Source organism: Clostridium sp. AF27-5AA (genome assembly GCF_003478415.1).
GTDB lineage: Bacteria > Bacillota > Clostridia > Lachnospirales > Lachnospiraceae > Otoolea > Otoolea fessa.
The window spans coordinates 165,612-184,387 of sequence record NZ_QUFH01000001.1 but is presented as its reverse complement, the minus strand read 5'-3'; the positions used below and the strand labels follow the sequence as shown (position 1 = coordinate 184,387).

Annotated in this window: 11 protein-coding genes; 1 reads left to right on the top strand and 10 read right to left on the bottom strand. The window is 49.3% G+C overall.

What is annotated here, in order from left to right:
* Nucleotides 1-469: 469 nt before the first annotated feature.
* The 7 genes from codY to DWY89_RS00825 form a co-directional block, all read right to left on the bottom strand.
* Nucleotides 470-1,270 (bottom strand): GTP-sensing pleiotropic transcriptional regulator CodY, encoded by an 801-nt coding sequence (codY, locus tag DWY89_RS00855; RefSeq protein ID WP_117795465.1) that lies wholly within the window; start codon nt 1,268-1,270, stop codon nt 470-472.
* 143 nt (nt 1,271-1,413) lie between these two features.
* Complete coding sequence (topA, locus tag DWY89_RS00850) at nt 1,414-3,483, bottom strand: type I DNA topoisomerase (protein ID WP_106999929.1); 2,070 nt, start codon at nt 3,481-3,483, stop codon at nt 1,414-1,416.
* Between the two features lie 9 nt (nt 3,484-3,492).
* Nucleotides 3,493-4,725, bottom strand: a complete 1,233-nt coding sequence (gene dprA, locus DWY89_RS00845; RefSeq protein ID WP_243022652.1) for a DNA-processing protein DprA — start codon at nt 4,723-4,725, stop codon at nt 3,493-3,495.
* Nucleotides 4,726-5,003: 278 nt separating this feature from the next.
* Nucleotides 5,004-6,647: a YifB family Mg chelatase-like AAA ATPase gene (locus DWY89_RS00840; RefSeq protein WP_118524293.1), complete on the bottom strand. Its 1,644-nt coding sequence runs from the start codon at nt 6,645-6,647 to the stop codon at nt 5,004-5,006.
* 427 nt (nt 6,648-7,074) lie between these two features.
* Nucleotides 7,075-9,387, bottom strand: coding sequence for a molybdopterin cofactor-binding domain-containing protein (locus tag DWY89_RS00835; RefSeq protein WP_118468604.1), 2,313 nt, complete (start codon nt 9,385-9,387; stop codon nt 7,075-7,077).
* Nucleotides 9,384-9,860 carry a (2Fe-2S)-binding protein gene (locus tag DWY89_RS00830; protein ID WP_107000403.1) on the bottom strand — a complete coding sequence of 159 codons (477 nt, stop codon included), beginning with the start codon at nt 9,858-9,860 and terminating at the stop codon, nt 9,384-9,386. Before DWY89_RS00830 ends, DWY89_RS00835 begins: the two co-directional genes overlap by 4 nt.
* Nucleotides 9,861-9,919: 59 nt before the next feature.
* A complete protein-coding gene (locus tag DWY89_RS00825) occupies nt 9,920-10,783 on the bottom strand; it encodes an FAD binding domain-containing protein (protein WP_118468606.1) in 864 nt (287 codons plus the stop codon).
* A gap of 147 nt (nt 10,784-10,930) precedes the next feature.
* Between DWY89_RS00825 and DWY89_RS00820 the strand changes: the two genes are divergently transcribed.
* A complete protein-coding gene (locus tag DWY89_RS00820) occupies nt 10,931-12,055 on the top strand; it encodes an NTP transferase domain-containing protein (protein ID WP_118524292.1) in 1,125 nt (374 codons plus the stop codon).
* A gap of 146 nt (nt 12,056-12,201) precedes the next feature.
* Here DWY89_RS00820 and DWY89_RS00815 read toward each other — a convergent pair whose 3' ends face one another.
* The 3 genes from DWY89_RS00815 to nifJ form a co-directional block, all read right to left on the bottom strand.
* Complete coding sequence (locus tag DWY89_RS00815) at nt 12,202-13,599, bottom strand: nucleobase:cation symporter-2 family protein (RefSeq protein WP_118523362.1); 1,398 nt, start codon at nt 13,597-13,599, stop codon at nt 12,202-12,204.
* Between the two features lie 145 nt (nt 13,600-13,744).
* The gene (locus DWY89_RS00810; RefSeq protein WP_118523363.1) at nt 13,745-14,668 is read right to left on the bottom strand and encodes an alpha/beta hydrolase; all 924 of its coding nucleotides are present in this window, start codon (nt 14,666-14,668) and stop codon (nt 13,745-13,747) included.
* A gap of 288 nt (nt 14,669-14,956) precedes the next feature.
* Nucleotides 14,957-18,493 carry a pyruvate:ferredoxin (flavodoxin) oxidoreductase gene (gene nifJ / locus DWY89_RS00805; RefSeq protein ID WP_106999935.1) on the bottom strand — a complete coding sequence of 1,179 codons (3,537 nt, stop codon included), beginning with the start codon at nt 18,491-18,493 and terminating at the stop codon, nt 14,957-14,959.
* Nucleotides 18,494-18,776 lie beyond the last annotated feature (283 nt).

Below are 18,776 nucleotides of genomic sequence, written 5' to 3'. Positions count from 1 at the left end.
AAAATCGCCCTAGAGTAAAGTACAATGAAAAATACTAAAACAACAGGCATTATATATAGAAGAAACAGCTTTATTTTCGTTTTTCTGGTTTCTTCTTTTCTTTTTTTTCTCCTCCCCTTTCTTTTTTCATGTTTTCGTTTTTCTGTTTTCCTATTTTTCCTTAAAAATTCCGTTCTATATTTCGGATTTTCTTTCCTTTTTTCTTTTTCAAAAGTGGAAAAATAGTTCGTTTTCGATTTTTTTCTCGATTTTTTTGATTTAAATCCTGATTTTCGGCTATATATTCGAGTTTTTTATCAAAAATCGTGAAGATGTGATTTTGAATATAAAAAAAAGAAGAACCCTTTTTTCAGAGTTCTTCTTTCTTCCCTCACACCTTAGTTGAGTTTCCTCAACTGCGTTTTGTCTATTTTCCTTGCCAAGTTTTGGTTCTTTTTTTCTGCCCTTTTGGGCGATTTTTTTGCACGTTTTAGCTATTTTGAAGAGTACGTGCCGAGTTCTGCGCTTTTAACGCTTTCAACTCGTCAAATACAACATCGTTCAGAACCTTAATGTAGGTTCCCTTCATACCGGACGAACGGGACTCAATAACGCCTGCACTCTCAAACTTGCGAAGTGCATTGACGATAACGGAACGGGTAATGCCGACTCTGTCTGCAATCTTGCTGGCTACCAGAATGCCCTCGTTGCCTTCCAGCTCATCGAAGATGTGGGTAATTGCTTCCAGTTCGGAGAAGGACAAGGTGCTGATCGCTGATTTAACGATCTGGATCTTTCTTGTCTCCTCTGCATTCTCCTCGTTGACAGAACGCATCATCTCAAGTCCGACAACAGTGGTTCCGTACTCACTCAGGATGATATCGTCGATGTCGTACTGTGCATCTGATTTGTAGATGAACAGAGTACCCAGTCTCTCACCGGATATATCAATAGGCGTGATGATCGCCTGATACTTCTTCACGTTCTCCTCGGCGAATCCCAATGTGGCAAGGTTGACATTTTCCTTCGTTGACAAAACGCTTAAAAGGCGTTCATTCAACATACGGTCAACAAAACCGCCGACCTGATCCTTGATCAACTCTTCGATCTCATCCACACCCTCATGAATCGCAACTCCGAGTACTTTACCTTTCTTGCTGATTACGAGAATATTGGATTCCAGTATGTCACTGAGGACTTCACAAATGTCATTGAACACAACCTTATGAGAATGGTTGTTGTGCAATAACTTATTAATTTTTCTAGTTTTGTCCAGTAATTGAACGCTCATTTTACCAGTTACCTCCTTTGCCTTTATCGTAAATTAGAATTCGATCCTAACCTGTAAGAATTGTAACACGATTTTCGTATAATAGCAAGAGTTTTTCTGTATTTTTCATTTTTTTTAATAATTAATATCTATTTCAAGAGTTTTTATGAGTTTTTTACAAAACCGCAGGCTTCGTTAGAACAAAGAAGCTTATTTCCCTTTTCGAGCATAATATGTCCACATTTCGGACACATTTCTTTTGACGGTTTCTGCCAGGTCATAAAATCACAGTCCGGGTTATTTTCGCAGCCGTAATATCTTCTGCCCTTTTTCGATTTACGGATGACAATCTCACCACCGCATTTCGGGCACTTCACGCCGATCTTTTCCAGGTACGGCTTCGTGTTTTTACAGTCTGGGAATCCCGGGCAGGCAAGGAATTTGCCGTGCGGGCCATACTTAATTACCATGTTGCGCCCGCACTGGTCACAGATCACATCCGTCACCTCGTCAGCAATCTTGACGCTCTCAAGCGTCTTCTCCGCTTCTTTAACCGCCTTGTCAAGATCCGGATAAAAGTTTTCGATAACGGTCTTCCAGCCGATCGTGCCGTCCCCGATGCTGTCGAGCAGGTACTCCATATTTGCCGTAAACTGCAAATCGACGATGGATGGGAACGCCTTCTTCATCATCCGGTTGACTACCTCGCCAAGCTCCGTCACATAGAGGTTCTTATTTTCCTTCGCTACATAGCGGCGCGCGATGATTGTCGTGATGGTCGGTGCATAGGTACTTGGCCGTCCGATGCCCTGCTCTTCCAGCGCCTTGACGAGCGACGCCTCTGTATAATGTGCCGGTGGCTGTGTAAAATGCTGTGCCGGTTCTAACTGGTTTAAATCCAGCTTCATGCCTGCTTCCAGCGACTCGTTCAGAACGCCGTCGGTCTCCTTATCCTCGTCCTGTGAATAGACGGACATGAAGCCGTCAAATTTGATTTTGGACGCCGACAGGGTGAAAAGCTCCTCTCCGGCTGCTACCTTGACGGAGGTTGTCTCGTAAACCGCCGGGCGCATCCGGCTCGCCGTGAAGCGCTTCCAGATAAGCTGGTACAGACGGAACTGATCTCTGGAAAGCTGTTCTTTTACCTGTACCGGCGTCAGTGTAATGTCGGTCGGACGGATCGCCTCGTGTGCGTCCTGGATCTTGGCGTCTGATTTTGCCGCCGCCGGCGCCTCGGACACGTAACTTGCCCCAAACTGGTCGCCGATATAGCTTCTCGCCGCCGCATCTGCCTCTGCCGCAATGCGGGTGGAATCGGTACGCAGGTAGGTGATCAGACCGATTGTGCCGCGTCCCTTGATATCCACGCCCTCATAGAGCTGCTGGGCAAGGCGCATCGTCTTCTGCGTTGAGAAATTCAGCGTCTTGGATGCCTCCTGCTGCAGCGTACTGGTCGTAAACGGGATCGGCGCCTTCTTCACGCGTTCGCCCAGCTTCACATCGCGCACTTCGTACTCACAGCCCTCCAGACGCTTCATAAGCGCCTCCACTTCCTCTTTGCTGTGAATTGCCTTCCTGCCGTCCTTATCGCCGTAATAATGGGCGGTCAGCTTCTTTCTGGAGCCATGTACGTGGAGCTGTGCATCCAGCGTCCAGTATTCTTCCGGTATAAACGCATTGATCTCTTCCTCACGGTCGCAGATCATACGCAGCGCGACCGACTGCACACGACCGGCGCTGAGTCCTCTCTTGACCTTCGCCCAGAGAAGCGGGCTGATGAGGTAACCCACCATACGGTCAAGCATACGTCTCGCCTGCTGTGCATCCACCAGATTTTCATCGATGGCACGCGGCTCTTTTAAAGATGCCTTGACGGCGTTTTTTGTAATCTCATTGAAACTGATACGGTAAACCTTTTTATCTTTCTGTTCATCCAGCTTTAATGCTTTCATCAGGTGCCAGGAGATCGCCTCTCCCTCGCGGTCCGGGTCAGTTGCGAGATAAATCTTATCCGCTTTTTTAACCTCTTTCCGAAGACGCGCCAACACATCGCCCTTTCCCCGGATGGTGATATACTTCGGCTCATATCCATGCTCTACGTCCACTCCCAGAGTGCTCTTAGGGAGGTCGCGCACATGACCGCCGGAGGCGTCCACCTCATAGTTGGAACCCAAAAATTTTTTAATTGTCTTGACTTTCGCCGGAGACTCTACAATAACCAGATTTTTTGCCATAACAGACCTCTATACAATCTTCCTAACGTAATATTGATTCATTGGCTGCAGGATCAATCCCTGCATTTCCAGATTTAAAAGCGCAGTCATGCATTCCCCTGCTGTCACCCCACAGCTTTTCATGACCGCTTCCAGATGTTTCGGTTGTGAATCTAGGCAACTATACACCATTTTTTCCGACTTGGCAAGTGCATTTACTGATTTTATTGTTTTTTTACAAGAATTTTTACATTTTATATGGAAGAAATCCAACACATCCTCCGGTTTCGTCACGATCCCCGCTCCCTGTGCAATCAGCCGGTTGCAGCCCTCACTGAGCGGATCGATGCGCCGTCCCGGCAGCGCAAATACCTCTTTTCCCTGTTCCAGCGCCAGATCCGCCGTAATCAGGGAGCCGCTTCTTTTTCGTGCTTCCACGACCAGCACCAGGTCGGAAAGTCCGCTGATGATCCGGTTCCGGATTGGAAAATGGGATGCCGTCGGCGGTACACCCAGTCCATATTCTGACAATATGCCGCCTTGTTCACGGATGCGCGCATGCAGCCGGATGCCGGATGGCGGATAACAGGTGTCAATCCCACAGCCCATCACGGCATACGTCAGTCCACCGCCATCCATCGCGCCCTTATGCCCCGCCTGATCGATCCCCAGCGCCATGCCGCTCACTACCTGCACGCCATTTTCTGCCAGAATCCGACCGAAATACTCTGCCTCCTGTCGTCCATACGGCGTACAGCTGCGCGCCCCGATGACTGCCGCGGATGGTTTCGCATCTTCTGGAAGCATTCCACGCACAAACAGCCACATCGGTTTATCATAGATATGCATCAGGCGCTTCGGATATGCCGCCTCACCGCACAGAATGAAACGTACCCCCTGTTTCTCCAGCCTATCGTATTCTTCCACGCGCTGTTTGAAGAGCAGAACCGCTTCCTCCAGCCCCTTTTTCACAGCTTTTCCGAGAAAGGAACATATAAACGGATCCAGTTTCTTCCTATTATATAAAACCCGCTCATAGATTCCCTCAAAACTGCCGCACGATTCATATAATTTAGCCGCCGTCACCGCGCCGATTCCATCCACTCTCGATAACCAGTAGGCATGGATGCGCTCACGGTCGGAATACTGCATATTTTCTGTCAGAAGCACTTTTTTATGCGGCGGTTCCTGTGTTTTTCCATATAGTTCCTGCATAGAAAGCTGAGCATTCTGTACATTGCTCTCTTCTTTTCCTATTTCCATATCTTTCCCCCTATATATGTCAGATCGGCTGCCTTTTACCTTCAAGAATGCCTCGGCATTCTTGCTGCGAGATGCGCGTCATGCAAAGCATGACATACTTCTTTTGCGCATCTTAAGCAATCCTGCCGGAGGCTATATCAGATGGGGGATTGGCTCCCACCACTGATACTAATTTGCTTCTCGCCACCTGAAGAGGTGGGAGTCATCTCACATCTGATATAACAATTACAACCCTTGTTAAACTTTTTATTCTTTCGATCTTTTAGACATGCTTCTTTTCAGAGATTCCCCCAATATTTTTTTTCAAAACTCCGGAATCCAATCGCCTCCGCCAACTGCGTCCGCCCGATCTCCGCCTGTCCATCCAGATCGGCAAGTGTGCGCGCTACTTTTAAAATCTTTCCGTGTCCCCTGGCACTGATTCCCTGCTGCCGTTCGACCTTCTCCAGAAATACCGCATCTTCCCCGGATAGACGGCAATACTCTTCGATCTGGCGGCGGGTCATCTGACTGTTGTAGGAGATAGATTCGTCTGCAAACCTCTTTTCCTGTCGAGCGCGCGCCTCCATGACGCGGGCGCGCATGACAGCGGAGGAATTTCTCTGCTCTGTCTGTGGAAAACTCCCCTCATCTATACTTTTCTCTGCAGCCATCATCCCCAAATCCTGCCGCGGTACTTCCACCCCAATATCGATCCGATCTAAAAATGGTCCCGAAACGCGGTTCAGATACCGGCGGATCTGGGTTGGAGTACAACGGCATTTTCCCAAATCTGGGAAAAAACCGCATTTGCAGGGATTCATCGCCGCCGCAATCATCGTTTTTGCCGGAAATACAACCGTCTGGTTGAGACGGGAAACCGTGATGCTTCCTTCCTCCATCGGCTGACGCAGCAGATCCAAAATTTTTGGCTGAAACTCCGTTAACTCATCTAAAAAGAGGGTTCCATAACTGGCGAGTGAGATCTCCCCGGGCTTCGGATTTCGTCCTCCGCCCGCCATCGCCTGGGCGGTCGTGCTGTGATGCGGGCTGCGGAACGGACGCTGCAAAACCAGCGGTGTGTCTGGCTTCAGGAGACCGCAGATACTGTATATCTTCGAAACTTCAATGCTTTCCTCCAGCGTAAGCGGCGGCAAAATTGTCGGAATACGCCGAGCTGCCATCGTTTTTCCCGTTCCAGCCGGTCCGATATAGAGAATGTTGTGACGCCCCGCTGCTGCCGCCTCGGTTGCCTGCCGCACCAGCGGAAGTCCGACGATCTCATCAAAATCGACGTCAAATTCTTCCTGTCCCGCCTGAAACAGATCTGGTGTGAACCATTGTCCGTGAATCTGTTCCGGATGCTGCAGGCAAGCCGTCAGCGCTTTCACATCCCGGACTCCGACGATCTCGATTCCATCCACAGCCCGTCCCTCCTGTACATTCTCTTCGGATAGAAAAACCCGTTTCATTCCGCAGCGGCGCGCTTCATAGACCATCGAAAGAACACCGGTCAACGGCTTGATGCTGCCGTCCAAACCCAGTTCACCGATAAACGCCCATTGGTCCCAATCCGGTGCAGAATTATTCTCCTCATCTTCCATCCCATCCATTTCCGGGCAGGTTTCATCCGTCTTTCTTATTTTTGCCTTTTCACCCTGTTCCCACAAGCACCTCAAAATTCCTGCCGCGATCGCCAGATCACACCCCGTTCCCTCTTTCCGCACCCCGGCTGGCGATAAATTGACCGTGATCCGCTTAGGCGGCAGGCAAAACCCCGCATTCCGAAGTGCGGTCCGAACGCGCTCCTGCGCCTCCCGCACCTCCTCCGCCAGGTAGCCCACCATGACAAAACTCGGCAATCCGTTGCTCACATCAACCTCCACCGTGATCCGGTAGCCATCGATGCCGCGGGTGCTGAAACTGTTTATTTTACTGAACATATATTTCCCCCTATTATTGATTTTTTACCTTGCCTTGTATTTTTCATATCATACAGGCTTAAAATTTGGATACTTTTAATGATATTTTGAATTTTTAGAATTAAAAATATATTATAACAATCTTATCTTCTCTGAAATTGATATCACCCAAAAGAGGTGGGGTCTTCTCAACTGAGATAAAAGAGATTCTACTTGAATTTGATTTGAAATTAAAATAAATAGATTTGAATCATGAAATCAGATTTACCAGACCTAAAATAGATATTCACTCTTTCATTATATATAGACCTGCGGCAGAATGCAAGCCAAAACAGCTTAGAACTATGACACTAATTAATTGACATTGTGCGCACACAAAAACAAAAAGCTGCAGCAAAATGCTAACATATAACATTCTGCTGCAGCTTTTTGTTTTTAATCTATCTCTTTAAATAAAATCTTCTCCCAGCTTCTCTGCCGCCGCGCGTGCAATCTGCTCCGGCGTGATCGGAAGCTCATAGAATCGTTTTCCGACTGCATTGTACACCGCATCAGCAATCGCCGGAAGCGGCGTGTTGATAACAATCTCGCCGATCGACTTTGCTCCGAACGGACCAGATGGCTCATAACTGCTCTCAAATTCAACGTTTAAATGTCCATAGTCAATCCGGGTCGGAATCTTATACTGCATCAGGGAATTTTCACGCACACCACCCTGTGCATTGCGGGTAATATTTTCCGTCAGCGCCATGCCGATTCCCTGCATCAGACCGCCCTCAACCTGCAGGCGGGACAGATTCGGATTGATCGGTGTACCGCAGTCTACCGCTGCCGCATAATTAATAACGCTGGTTTCGCCTGTCTCCATATCAATCTCAAGCTCAACCGCACCTGCCATAAACGGAGGCGGGGAAATGTGGGCGGTTCTCGACTCAGTTACCTCCAGCGGAATTTCATGCCCGTACATGGATGCCGTTGCGATATCAGCCAGAGCGATCTTCTTCGTCTCATCCCCGGCTTTTTCGGTTGTGAATACCTCTTTTCCGTCAAATTCCACTGCATCCGCCGGGACGCCCAGAAGCTCTGCACCCAGTTTACAGATCTGCTCACGCAGGCGCAGCGCACACCGTTCGGTCGCTTTTCCGGTCAGATAGGTCGTACTCGATGCATAAGAACCTGAGTCATACGGGGATGAATCCGTGTCCGCGCCCAGCACCGTGATCGCGTCGATTGGGCATTCCAGCACTTCCGCCGCAATCTGCGCCAGAATCGTGTCACAGCCGGTTCCCATATCTGCCGCTCCGAGCGACAATGTATAGAACCCTTCGTCGTTGACTTTGAGACGGGCACTTCCGACATCCATCGCCGTGATTGCCGATCCCTGCATCGCCATACCCATGCCGACGCTGCGGACCTTGCCATTGCCCATGTCACGCACCGGATATTTGTCTTCCCAGCCGATCATCTCACGCACTTTTTTTACACAACGGTCGAGTGCGCAGCTTGTATTAACCTGATTATAATATGCTGGCATCAGATCGCCCTCTTTAACCATGTTTTTCAGGCGGATCTCAAAGCGATCCATCTGAATCTGGTCTGCCAGCTCATTGACCGCCGACTCGATCGCGAAAAGTCCCTGTGTCGCACCATAGCCACGGTACGCGCCTGCCGACATGATATTCGTATAGACAACATCGCTGATAAAGCGGAATGCTTCAACACTTCCATACAACGGGATCGATTTGTGTCCTGACAGTCCAACGGTTGTCGGTCCATGCTCGCCGTAAGCACCGGTATTGGACAATGTGTAAAGATCGATGCCGCGGATCGTGCCGTCCTTCATCGCGCCCAGACGCACATGCATCTCCATCTCATGGCGCGGCGAAGACGCCGTCTGTGCCTCCATCCGGCTATAAATCAGCTTCGACGGTTTTTTCGTCATCCAGGTAACGAATGCCGGATAGACTTCACAGACCGCCGTCTGCTTCGCACCAAAACCCCCGCCGATTCTCGGCTTGCTCACGCGCACCATCGACTTCGGGATATGAAGCGCATTTGCCACGATTCTGCGGCAGTGAAACACGATCTGCGTGGAACTTAAAATATTTAATCTTCCGTAGGTATCGATCGAACAATAGGTACGGAATGTCTCCATCATCGTCTGCTGGCACGGCTTTGTGTGGTATACATGGTCAATCACGATGTCGCAGTCCTTTAAAACCGCCTCGACATCCCCGTTGCCGCACTCATCGTGCGCGCAGAGGTTACGCTTGTTGTCTGCGCCGACCGGAGCAAGACTTTCCCAGTTGTCCTCTGGGTGAACCAGGATCGGGTTGTCCTTTGACGTATGGAAATCCAGAACCGGCTCTAAGACTTCGTACTGTACCTTGATCAGGCGGAGTGCTTTATCGACACATTTTTCATCTTTTCCTGCTACAATCGCCACAATATCGCCCTGAAAACGGACATGGCGGTCGATCAGGAGACGGTCATACGGGCTCGCCTCCGGGTATGTCTGCCCCGCCTGTGTGTAGCGCTTTGCATCCTGCGGCACATCCTCCCAGGTATAAATTGCCTCGATGCCCGGAACTTTCATTGCGATCGCAGTGTTGATCGTTTTTACCATCGCATTCGCATACGGGGAACGCAGAAGTTTGACGATCAGGCAGTCCTGCGGCGCCAGATCATCCACGTAAACCGGCTGTCCGGTTACCAGCTGCATCGCATCTTTTTTTCGTACAGAAGTATTGACTACTCTCATTCTGCCGCCTCCTTCTGTTTTTCTCTCTTCCAGTCTAAAAATGCCAGAATGCCGCGAAGCTGTCCTTCATAACCGGAACAGCGGCACAGGTTTCCTGCCAGATATTCGCGGATTTCATCCTCCTCCGGGAACTCTTTTTCCCGGAACAGCGCCAGCGCATTCATTATAAAGCCCGGATTACAGAAGCCGCACTGTTCGGCTCCCTGATCGGCAATGAATGCGCCAAATTCTTTTGCCTCCTCCTGGAGTCCTTCCAGCGTCGTCACGCTGTGACCGTCCGCCCGCGCCGCCAGCACGGAACAGGAAAGCACTGGTTTTTCATCCAGAAATACGGTACAGAGTCCGCAGTTTGCCGTCTCGCAGCCGCGCTTGACACTGTAACAGCCCTGACTGCGTACCAGATCAATCAGAAGCGTATCCGGCTCAATCTCCGGAGAAATCTTCGTTCCATTTAGAGTAATCGTTATCTGCATCATATGTGAATCTCCTAATATTCATACTGTTATACGATCATTTTATTGTCCTATTTCGTTTAGCACTCTTCCAGCACACGCACCGCCCGCTTTATCAGAACGCCGGTTAAATGTTTCCGGTATTCAGCGCTGCCGCGCATATTTGAAGATGTCCGAACCTGATCACAGATCCACTTTGCAAGACAGGCTGCTTTCTTCCCGGTCTGCGTCTTGTCCTGCTTTTCTCTGGTATCGGCATCCGCATCTGCTTTTGTTTCAGCCTTTTGCTTTTCCTCTATAAGCGCCTGTATTGTCTCCGCTGATGCCTCGAACAACACAGCACGCCCCGGACGCGCACCGATGCTAAAACGATATGCTCCATCCGCCCGTTTCGCCGCCGCACAGGTCAGCACTGGAAAATCAGTCTGTGTATTCCGCACAGACTGGTAGTGATATACGGCTTTGTCTTTATGGACAATTAATTTGACTAAAATGTCCCGGCCGCCGATCTGTTTTGCAAATTCCACCAACGGCATCCGTCCAGCTTTGTAAAGTTCCACCTCGGTGTCCATCGCCAGGAACATCGTCAGGACATCTGAAAATCCAAATCTGCCATAGATACTGCCTCCGACTGTCGCCAGGTTCCGAAGCTGCACGCCGACGATATGGCGCACCGACTCGCGCATGGCACCGTCTGTGTATGCCGCCAATCCCGGATGTTCTTCCAGCTGGCGCAGGGTAACCATCGCGCCAATCTCAAACGCATCCTCTGTCTCCTCTATCTGATCCAGCCCCAGCCCTGAAATATCAATCGCGGTTCCTACATTGCCCCGGCTCATCTTCAGCCAGATCATACCGCCTATCACCCGGTTCGCTTTTTTCTGATTCAGCTCCCAGGCTTCCTCCAGGCTTTCTACCCGTTTATATTCTCGAATCGTCATCATAGGTTTTTCCTCTTTTTCATCTATTTCTTAAATAACAAAATTATCCATCTTTTATTATAGCATAAAACATGGTATAATTCCGTTGTTATTTTTAAAATACAACGAGGCCCCTTTTTCCAGAAAAGATTAGGAGGATTTGACAAAACTATGAAACCATCCATCCGTACCTACCTCTGCAATGACGAAAACCATCGTTTCTTTGGCGAAGGTCCTCGTCAGCTTCTTCATGCCATCGATGAAACCGGCTCGCTCCGCTCCGCCGCTCTGTCCATGAATATGGCGTATACAAAAGCACTTCGGATTATCCGCTCCGCCGAAGCCACGCTTGGATTTCCACTGACCGTCCGCACCACCGGCGGAAAAGGCGGCGGAGGCAGCCAGATGACGGCGGAGGCGAGGGAGTTTCTAGCTAAGTATGAGGCATATCGGGATGCATGTACGGAGAGTGGGCAACAGTTATATGAAGAATTTTTTTGCAGACGGAAATCTATTTTTTTCTCTTCTGGAACACAAACGCCCTCTTTCACTTGTTTGCAAAATTCAAACGAGGTCCGTATCGCCTGCATCATCATGGCCTCCGGTCTTGGAAAACGTTTCGGCTCGAACAAGCTCATGGCTTCGTTCCACGGTGCTCCGCTCATCCACTCGGTTCTGGATGTGACCGGTTCTGTTCCGCTCTTTGCCGATCGTCTCGTTGTGACGCGCTCCCGGGAGGTTCACGATTACTGTCAGTCCCTGGGGATTCCGGTGCTGATTCATACACTTCCCAATCGGAACGAGGCGCTCTGTCTGGGACTTACACACATGTTAAAAAGGCACCCGGATTTATCAGGATGTCTCTTTGCACTCGGCGATCAGCCGCTTCTGCGTCCACGGACACTGGAACGGATATGCCGGCGCTATCTCGAATGCAGAATATCACCACGTCACGCTGAATCTGTTTTCCCAGATTCTGATTTTTCTATTTTGGAATCAAAATTGCCTCAGAATTCAGGAATTGCAAAAAAATCACCGATCGTACAGCTCTGCAGCGTCCAAATGACGGCTTCTCCCGAACCTTCCGTCTCAACCACCGTCGGAAGCCCGATTCTCTTCGACCGGGCATATTTTGACGAACTGCTCCATCTGCCGGAAAAAGCTGGCGGAAGCCATGTTCTCCGCCAGCATCTGGACGTTGTCCGGTATGTGACTGCCGAAGTACCGGAGGAATTGATGGATGTAGACACGCCGGAGGAGCTCAAACGCCTGGAGAATCTGGTAACAATCGAATAAAACTATAAGGACTGACATCACACATGCAGCATGATGCCAGTCCCTTTTTATCAATCTACGTATCACTTTCAGCCATACATTCCATATTTTATATATGGATCTTATATTTTTATGTACCTATGACCTTTTTCTAATCTTCCTATTTCTTACGCCTCTTCCTTCGGCAGCAGCACATTCAGGATAATCGCCATGAAAGCTGCCGGAACGATACCAGATCCGCCGAATACAAGCTGAATTGCTTCCGGCATCTTGGAAAGGATGGTTGCATGTGCACCCATGCCGTAACCAACACCCAGTGCAACAGAGACGATGGTCAGGTTGCGTGAAGTCATCTTCTCTTTCGTGATAAGCTGAATACCGCTAACTACGATCGAAGAGAACATCATAACCGCTGCGCCTCCCAGTACCGACTGCGGCATGATCGAAACGATCGCACCCAGCTTCGGAATCAGACCGCACAGAATCAGGAATACCGCGCCGGTTGCAAGTGCCATGCGGTTGACTACCTTTGTCATCGTAACCAGACCTACGTTCTGGCTGAACGAAGTGTTCGGAAGAACACCGAACAGCGCCGCAATACTGGAACCAAGTCCATCGCAGATAACGCCGCCGGAAAGCTCTTTATCGGTCGCCTCACGGTCCATACCGCCCTCAACGACACCGGAAATATCTCCGACCGTCTCAACAGCGGTTACAATAAACATGATAAGAACCGGCAAAATCGCGCGCATATCAAAGACAATTTTAACCGGGACGATCGCCGGAATGCTGATCCAGCTTGCCTGTGCTACCTTATCCCAGTTTAATACCCATGCTTTGGTATATTCGGTTCCGTCCGCTGCAATGCCCGTGTGCGGAAGCACCAGACCCATGATGAATGCTACAGCATAACCGGCAATAATTCCGACCAGAATCGAGGAAGAACTTAAATATCCCTTCGTTCCGTGCTTCACTGCCAGAATCACAATCAGGACAAAAATAGCAAGCAGCATATTTTCCATGGAACCAAAGTCCTGCGCCGAGCTGCCGCCGCCGAAGGAATTGACGCCGACCCCGATCAATGACAGACCAATCGAAAGAACGACCGTACCTGTTACGACCGACGGGAAAAATCGGCGAAGCGGCTTTAAGAAGCATCCAAGCACACTCTCGAACAGACCGCCGATGATCGAAGCACCCATAATGGCGCCGTACGCTAAAATACCGCCGCCCATCGTAGCCGCCACGCTGTTGAATACACCGATGAAACCAGAGCTGGTTCCCATGATAATCGGAACCTTGCCGCCGACCGGACCAACCGAAAATAACTGCAGCAGCGTGATCAGTCCCGCCACCAACATCGCATTCTGCAGAAGCTCGATCTGCAGCTGTGCCAGATCGTTTCCGCCCGTGATACCACAGGCACCCGTGATGATCAGAAGTGGTGTCAGGTTACCGACAAACATCGCAAGCACGTGCTGCAGTCCCAGCGGAATCGCCTGTTTTAACGGCATCTTCGCCTCAAACTCATAGGCAGGTCCCGTAAATTTCTTTTCATTTTCCATAGATTTTCTCTCCCTGTACCCAATTTAAAACTACCTTTTTACACAGTTTCCAAAACATTCTCAATTATAAAAAAAAGCATATGAACTGTAAAGATTGTTTTTTCATTTGTATATTATTTTTCATTAAGTAAGTTATAAGTATTACTTATAATTTACTTACCCAGTCCACAATATCACCAAATACCTCTTCCCGGTTGATCTCATGAAACAGTTCATGCCTTGCCCCCGGATAAAGTTGCATCGCCACATTGGTACATCCGGTTTCTTGCAGATCTTCCATCGCGCGCCGCACACCGCGTCCGCCTTCTCCGACCGGGTCCTCCTCTCCCGATATCAGCAGAATCGGCAGATTTTTCGGAATTCCATCAAAGCCTCTCTTCCGCTTCAAATCCAGCATGACCTGGAAAAAATCGACGAATGCCCCATCGGTAAATAAAAACTGGCAGTATGGATCCGCCTCGTATTTTTCATCCTCCTCCGTCACGCGCGACAGCCATTGATGTTCCGTTTTTCCTTTTTCAAAATAGCGGTTATAGCTTCCAAGAACCAGCTGGTGCAGCCGCTCATTTCGTCCATTTCTTCCTTCCAGCCACGCTGCCGCTGCCACGACGGTTCCGCCCAGCCACAAAAGTGGTTCCGGCTGGCTTCCGGTTCCCATGCAAATTGCGCCGTCCAGCCATTCTCCATAATGCGTGATAAAACGGCGTCCAAAAAACGAACCCATGCTGTGCCCCAGAAGAATATGCGGAATGCCCTGAAACTTGTGTTTCGCAAAACGTGCCACCTGCGCCATCGCAGCGTTCACGCGGCGGACACCATTTTTCTCCGCGAACTCACCCAATTCCCCTGGTTTTGCTGTCCGTCCATGTCCCGGATGATCGTGCCCGATGACCGCAATCCCCGCCCGGTTCATCGCCTGTGCAAATTCTTCGTATCTGCCAATGTGCTCGATCATACCGTGCGCCACCTGAATGACCGCCCACGGTGTTTCCTCCGGCTCCCAGCAGATGCCATGGATTCTGCCGCTCCCATCCTGAAATGGAATATAAAAATCTTTGCCCTGTGCCATCCTGATTTCCCCGCTTTCTAAATGCTATATCGAATTATCTCTCTCAACATTGCCTGAAATATTTTTTTATTTTCCTGTTTTATTGAAGCATATAATTTTCAGATCCTTTTCATATACAGGATACCACAAAAACACTCTATTATACAATTTTCCCCCCTAAAAAAGAATGTGCCTTGTTGTGTAATAGGGAATTCCCTATTACACAACAAAAGCTCCATCTTTCGACGGAGCTTCTGCAGTCATACGTTTTATATATCGTATGTCATATATTCATGAATCAGTGATTCATTAGTTGTTTGTATACAGAGTAACGAGCTTGTTCAGGTACTGGTATCTAGCCTTTGCCTCTTCCTCGTTCTTTGCATCCAGCGCGCCGGCTCTATCCGGATTCTTCAGAGCCAGAGATGCGTAACGAACCTCACCCTTTAAGAATGCCTGGTAGTCACCTGTCGGTGCCTTGCTGTCCAGAGTGAACTTCTTGTCCTCTGCAGCCGGATTGTAACGGAAGTTGTGCCAGTAACCGCACTCTACCGCCAGTTTCTCCTCGGTCTGAGCCTTGTCCATACCTTTCTTGATACCGTGGTTGATACACGGAGCATAAGCAATGACTAAGGACGGACCCGGATATGCCTCTGCCTCAGCGATTGCCTTAACAGTCTGAGCATAATCAGCACCCATGGAGATCTGGGCAACGTATACATAGCCGTAGCTCATAGCGATGGAAGCAAGATCTTTCTTCTTCACATCTTTACCACCTGCTGCAAACTGTGCAACTGCACCGGTCGGAGTTGCCTTAGAGGACTGTCCGCCTGTGTTGGAGTAAACCTCGGTATCATATACCATGATGTTGATATCCTTGCCGGAAGCAAGTACGTGGTCAACACCGCCGAAACCGATATCGTAAGCCCAACCGTCGCCACCGAATACCCACTGGGATTTCTTAGCGAGGAAGTCTTTGTTCTTCACAATATCCTTGCAGTTCGGGCAGTCGATGCCGTCCAGAGCCTCTACCAGCTTGTCGGTAGCCGCGCCGTTCAATGCACCGATTCCGTAAGTATCCAGCCACTCTTTGCAAGCTGCTTTCACTTCATCGGTCGCCTGTTCTGCCGCCATCACAGCCTCAACCTTACCCTTTAAGCCGTCACGGATTGCGTTCTGAGCCAGAAGCATACCATAACCGAACTCTGCGTTGTCCTCGAACAGGGAGTTGTCCCAAGCCGGACCCTTGCCAGCCTTGTTCATGGTGTAAGGTGTGGACGGTGAAGAGTTGCCCCAGATAGAGGAGCATCCAGTTGCGTTGGCAATGTACATACGATCGCCGAACAGCTGAGTAATCAGTTTTGCGTACGGAGTCTCGCCGCATCCTGCACAAGCGCCGGAGAACTCAAGTAACGGCTGTTTGAACTGGCTTCCCTTAACGGTTGTCTCTTTATATTTATCAATGACATCCTGTTTGATCGGAAGTGTCTGACCGTAGTCATAACCCTTCTGAGCCTCCAGATTCTTGTCAAGACTTACCATCGTAAGTGCTTTCTCACCCTTCTTGCCCGGGCAGACATTTGCACAGGAACCACATCCGGTACAATCCAGGGAAGAAATAGTCATCACGAACTTGTACTGCGGCATACCTGTAAGCGGCAGTGTCTTTGTTCCTTCCGGAGCGGCAGCAGCCTCTTCCTCGGTCATCGCGATCGGGCGGATAACTGCGTGCGGGCACACATAAGAACAGAAGTTACACTGGATACAGTTGTCCGGATTCCAAACCGGTACATTGACTGCGATACCACGTTTCTCGTATGCAGCGGAACCAGACGGAGTTGTACCATCTACATAATCGGTAAATGCAGATACCGGCAGGTTGTTACCCTCCTGAGCATTGACAGCAGCCTGAACGGTGTTGACAAACTTAACAACGTCTGCTCTTCCCTCGGTTGCGTGAGTCATCTCAAGTCCCTCGTCCTCGCCGTTCTTCCAGCTTTCCGGAACCTGAATCTCTACAACGTTCTGAGCGCCTGCATCGATAGCAGCCCAGTTTTTCTTAACAACATCTTCGCCCTTACGACCGTAGGTTGCCTTTGCAGCAGCCTTCATCAGTTCGATCGCTCTCTCCTCCGGAATAATATTTGCCAGCTTGAAGAATGCGGACTGAAGGATGGTATTGATACGGGTCGGACCCATACCGGTCTCGATACCCAGTTTAACACCGTCGATGGTGTAGAATTTAATCTTGTGGTCAGCGATGAACTTCTTAACCTGTCCCGGTAAGTGCTGCTCCAGCTCTTCCATGTTCCACGGGCAGTTTAACAGGAATGTACCGCCGTCAACCAGTTCCTGAACCATGTTGTACTTACGGATGTAAGCTGGATTGTGACAGGCAACAAAGTTTGCCTTGTGGATCAGGTAGGTGGATTTGATCGGTTTATGACCGAAACGAAGGTGGGACATTGTAACACCACCAGATTTCTTGGAGTCATAATCGAAGTAAGCCTGTGCGTACATATCGGTGTTATCGCCGATGATCTTGATGGAGTTCTTGTTTGCACCTACAGTACCGTCGGCACCAAGACCCCAGAATTTACAGTTTACAGTTCCTTCCGGAGTGGTAACAAGCGGTGCGCCAAGCTCCAGGGAGAGATTGGTAACATCATCTACGATACCGATGGTGAACTGTTTCTTGGTTGTATTCTCATATACAGCTACGATCTGAGCCGGTGTAGTATCCTTGGAACCAAGTCCGTAACGACCTGTGAAGATCGGAGTCTGATCGAATTTTGTACCCTTTAATGCTGCTACTACATCAAGGTAAAGCGGCTCGCCAAGGGAACCTGGCTCTTTGGTGCGGTCTAATACGGAAATCTGCTTAACTGTATCCGGAATAGCGTCTACCAGTGCGCTGGCTACGAACGGACGGTACAGGCGAACCTTTACAACGCCGACTTTCTTTCCAGCTGCTACGAGGTAATCGATCGTCTCCTCGATGGTATCGTTGACAGAACCCATTGCGATGATAACGTGCTCTGCATCCGGAGCGCCATAGTAGTTGAACAGCTTGTAGTCTGTGCCAATCTTCTCATTGACCTTGTCCATGTATTCCTGAACAATCGCCGGAAGTGCATCGTAGTACGGGTTGCAAGCCTCTCTTACCTGGAAGAAGATATCCGGGTTCTGAGCAGAACCGCGCTGACACGGGTGGTTCGGGTTCAGTGCATTCTTACGGAATGCATCGATTGCATCCATATCTGCCATATCTTTCAGATCTTCATAATCCCAGGTCTCGATCTTCTGAATCTCATGGGATGTACGGAAACCATCAAAGAAGTTAATGAATGGAATCTTGCCCTTGATGGATGCCAGATGTGCAACCGGGGTTAAATCCATAACTTCCTGTACGCTGGATTCACACAGCATCGCGCAGCCTGTCTGACGGCACGCATAAATATCAGAATGGTCACCAAAGATGGATAACGCATGGCTGGCCAGTGCACGAGCAGAAACATTAAATACGCCCGGGAGCTGCTCACCTGCAATTTTGTATAAGTTCGGGATCATCAGAAGCAGACCCTGGGAAGCGGTGTACGTGGTTGTCAGCGCACCTGCTGCCAGAGATCCGTGTACTGCACCTGCTGCACCTGCCTCAGACTGCATCTCTGTAATCTGAACTGTGTGGCCGAAAATATTGGTTCTTCCGTCTGTTGCCCATTCATCGGTAGCCTCAGCCATCGGAGAAGAAGGGGTAATCGGATAGATAGCTGCCACGTCGGTGTATGCGTAAGAAGCATGCGCTGCTGCGTGGTTTCCATCCATGGTTTTCATCTTTCTTGCCATAATGAATATTCCTCCTATTGATAGTGAATGTATTCAGTAATAAATCTCCCCAAATAGATTGTCCTGGAAATTTACCTGATAATATTATAACAAATTCTCGTCAAAATGCAAATAAATTTGATTTATATCCGGTATTATTTTTCGAACAATTACAAAAAAGCTGTCTACTGTTTTTTCAGATAGTCGATAAAACCATAAAATATGAAAAAAAGCGCCGCCAGATGAAGAAAGACTCTCCATCCAGCGGTGCTTTTCATTCAAATGCCGCTTGAATGCCCTTTTA

What these genes read in the sequence shown, in the direction of transcription:
- codY (WP_117795465.1), bottom strand. Translation starts at nt 1,270, where the DNA reads ATGAGCGTTCAATTACTGGACAAAACTAGAAAAATTAATAAGTTATTG.
- topA (WP_106999929.1), bottom strand. Translation starts at nt 3,483, where the DNA reads ATGGCAAAAAATCTGGTTATTGTAGAGTCTCCGGCGAAAGTCAAGACA.
- dprA (WP_243022652.1), bottom strand. Translation starts at nt 4,725, where the DNA reads ATGGAAATAGGAAAAGAAGAGAGCAATGTACAGAATGCTCAGCTTTCT.
- DWY89_RS00840 (WP_118524293.1), bottom strand. Translation starts at nt 6,647, where the DNA reads ATGTTCAGTAAAATAAACAGTTTCAGCACCCGCGGCATCGATGGCTAC.
- DWY89_RS00835 (WP_118468604.1), bottom strand. Translation starts at nt 9,387, where the DNA reads ATGAGAGTAGTCAATACTTCTGTACGAAAAAAAGATGCGATGCAGCTG.
- DWY89_RS00830 (WP_107000403.1), bottom strand. Translation starts at nt 9,860, where the DNA reads ATGCAGATAACGATTACTCTAAATGGAACGAAGATTTCTCCGGAGATT.
- DWY89_RS00825 (WP_118468606.1), bottom strand. Translation starts at nt 10,783, where the DNA reads ATGATGACGATTCGAGAATATAAACGGGTAGAAAGCCTGGAGGAAGCC.
- DWY89_RS00820 (WP_118524292.1), top strand. Translation starts at nt 10,931, where the DNA reads ATGAAACCATCCATCCGTACCTACCTCTGCAATGACGAAAACCATCGT.
- DWY89_RS00815 (WP_118523362.1), bottom strand. Translation starts at nt 13,599, where the DNA reads ATGGAAAATGAAAAGAAATTTACGGGACCTGCCTATGAGTTTGAGGCG.
- DWY89_RS00810 (WP_118523363.1), bottom strand. Translation starts at nt 14,668, where the DNA reads ATGGCACAGGGCAAAGATTTTTATATTCCATTTCAGGATGGGAGCGGC.
- nifJ (WP_106999935.1), bottom strand. Translation starts at nt 18,493, where the DNA reads ATGGCAAGAAAGATGAAAACCATGGATGGAAACCACGCAGCAGCGCAT.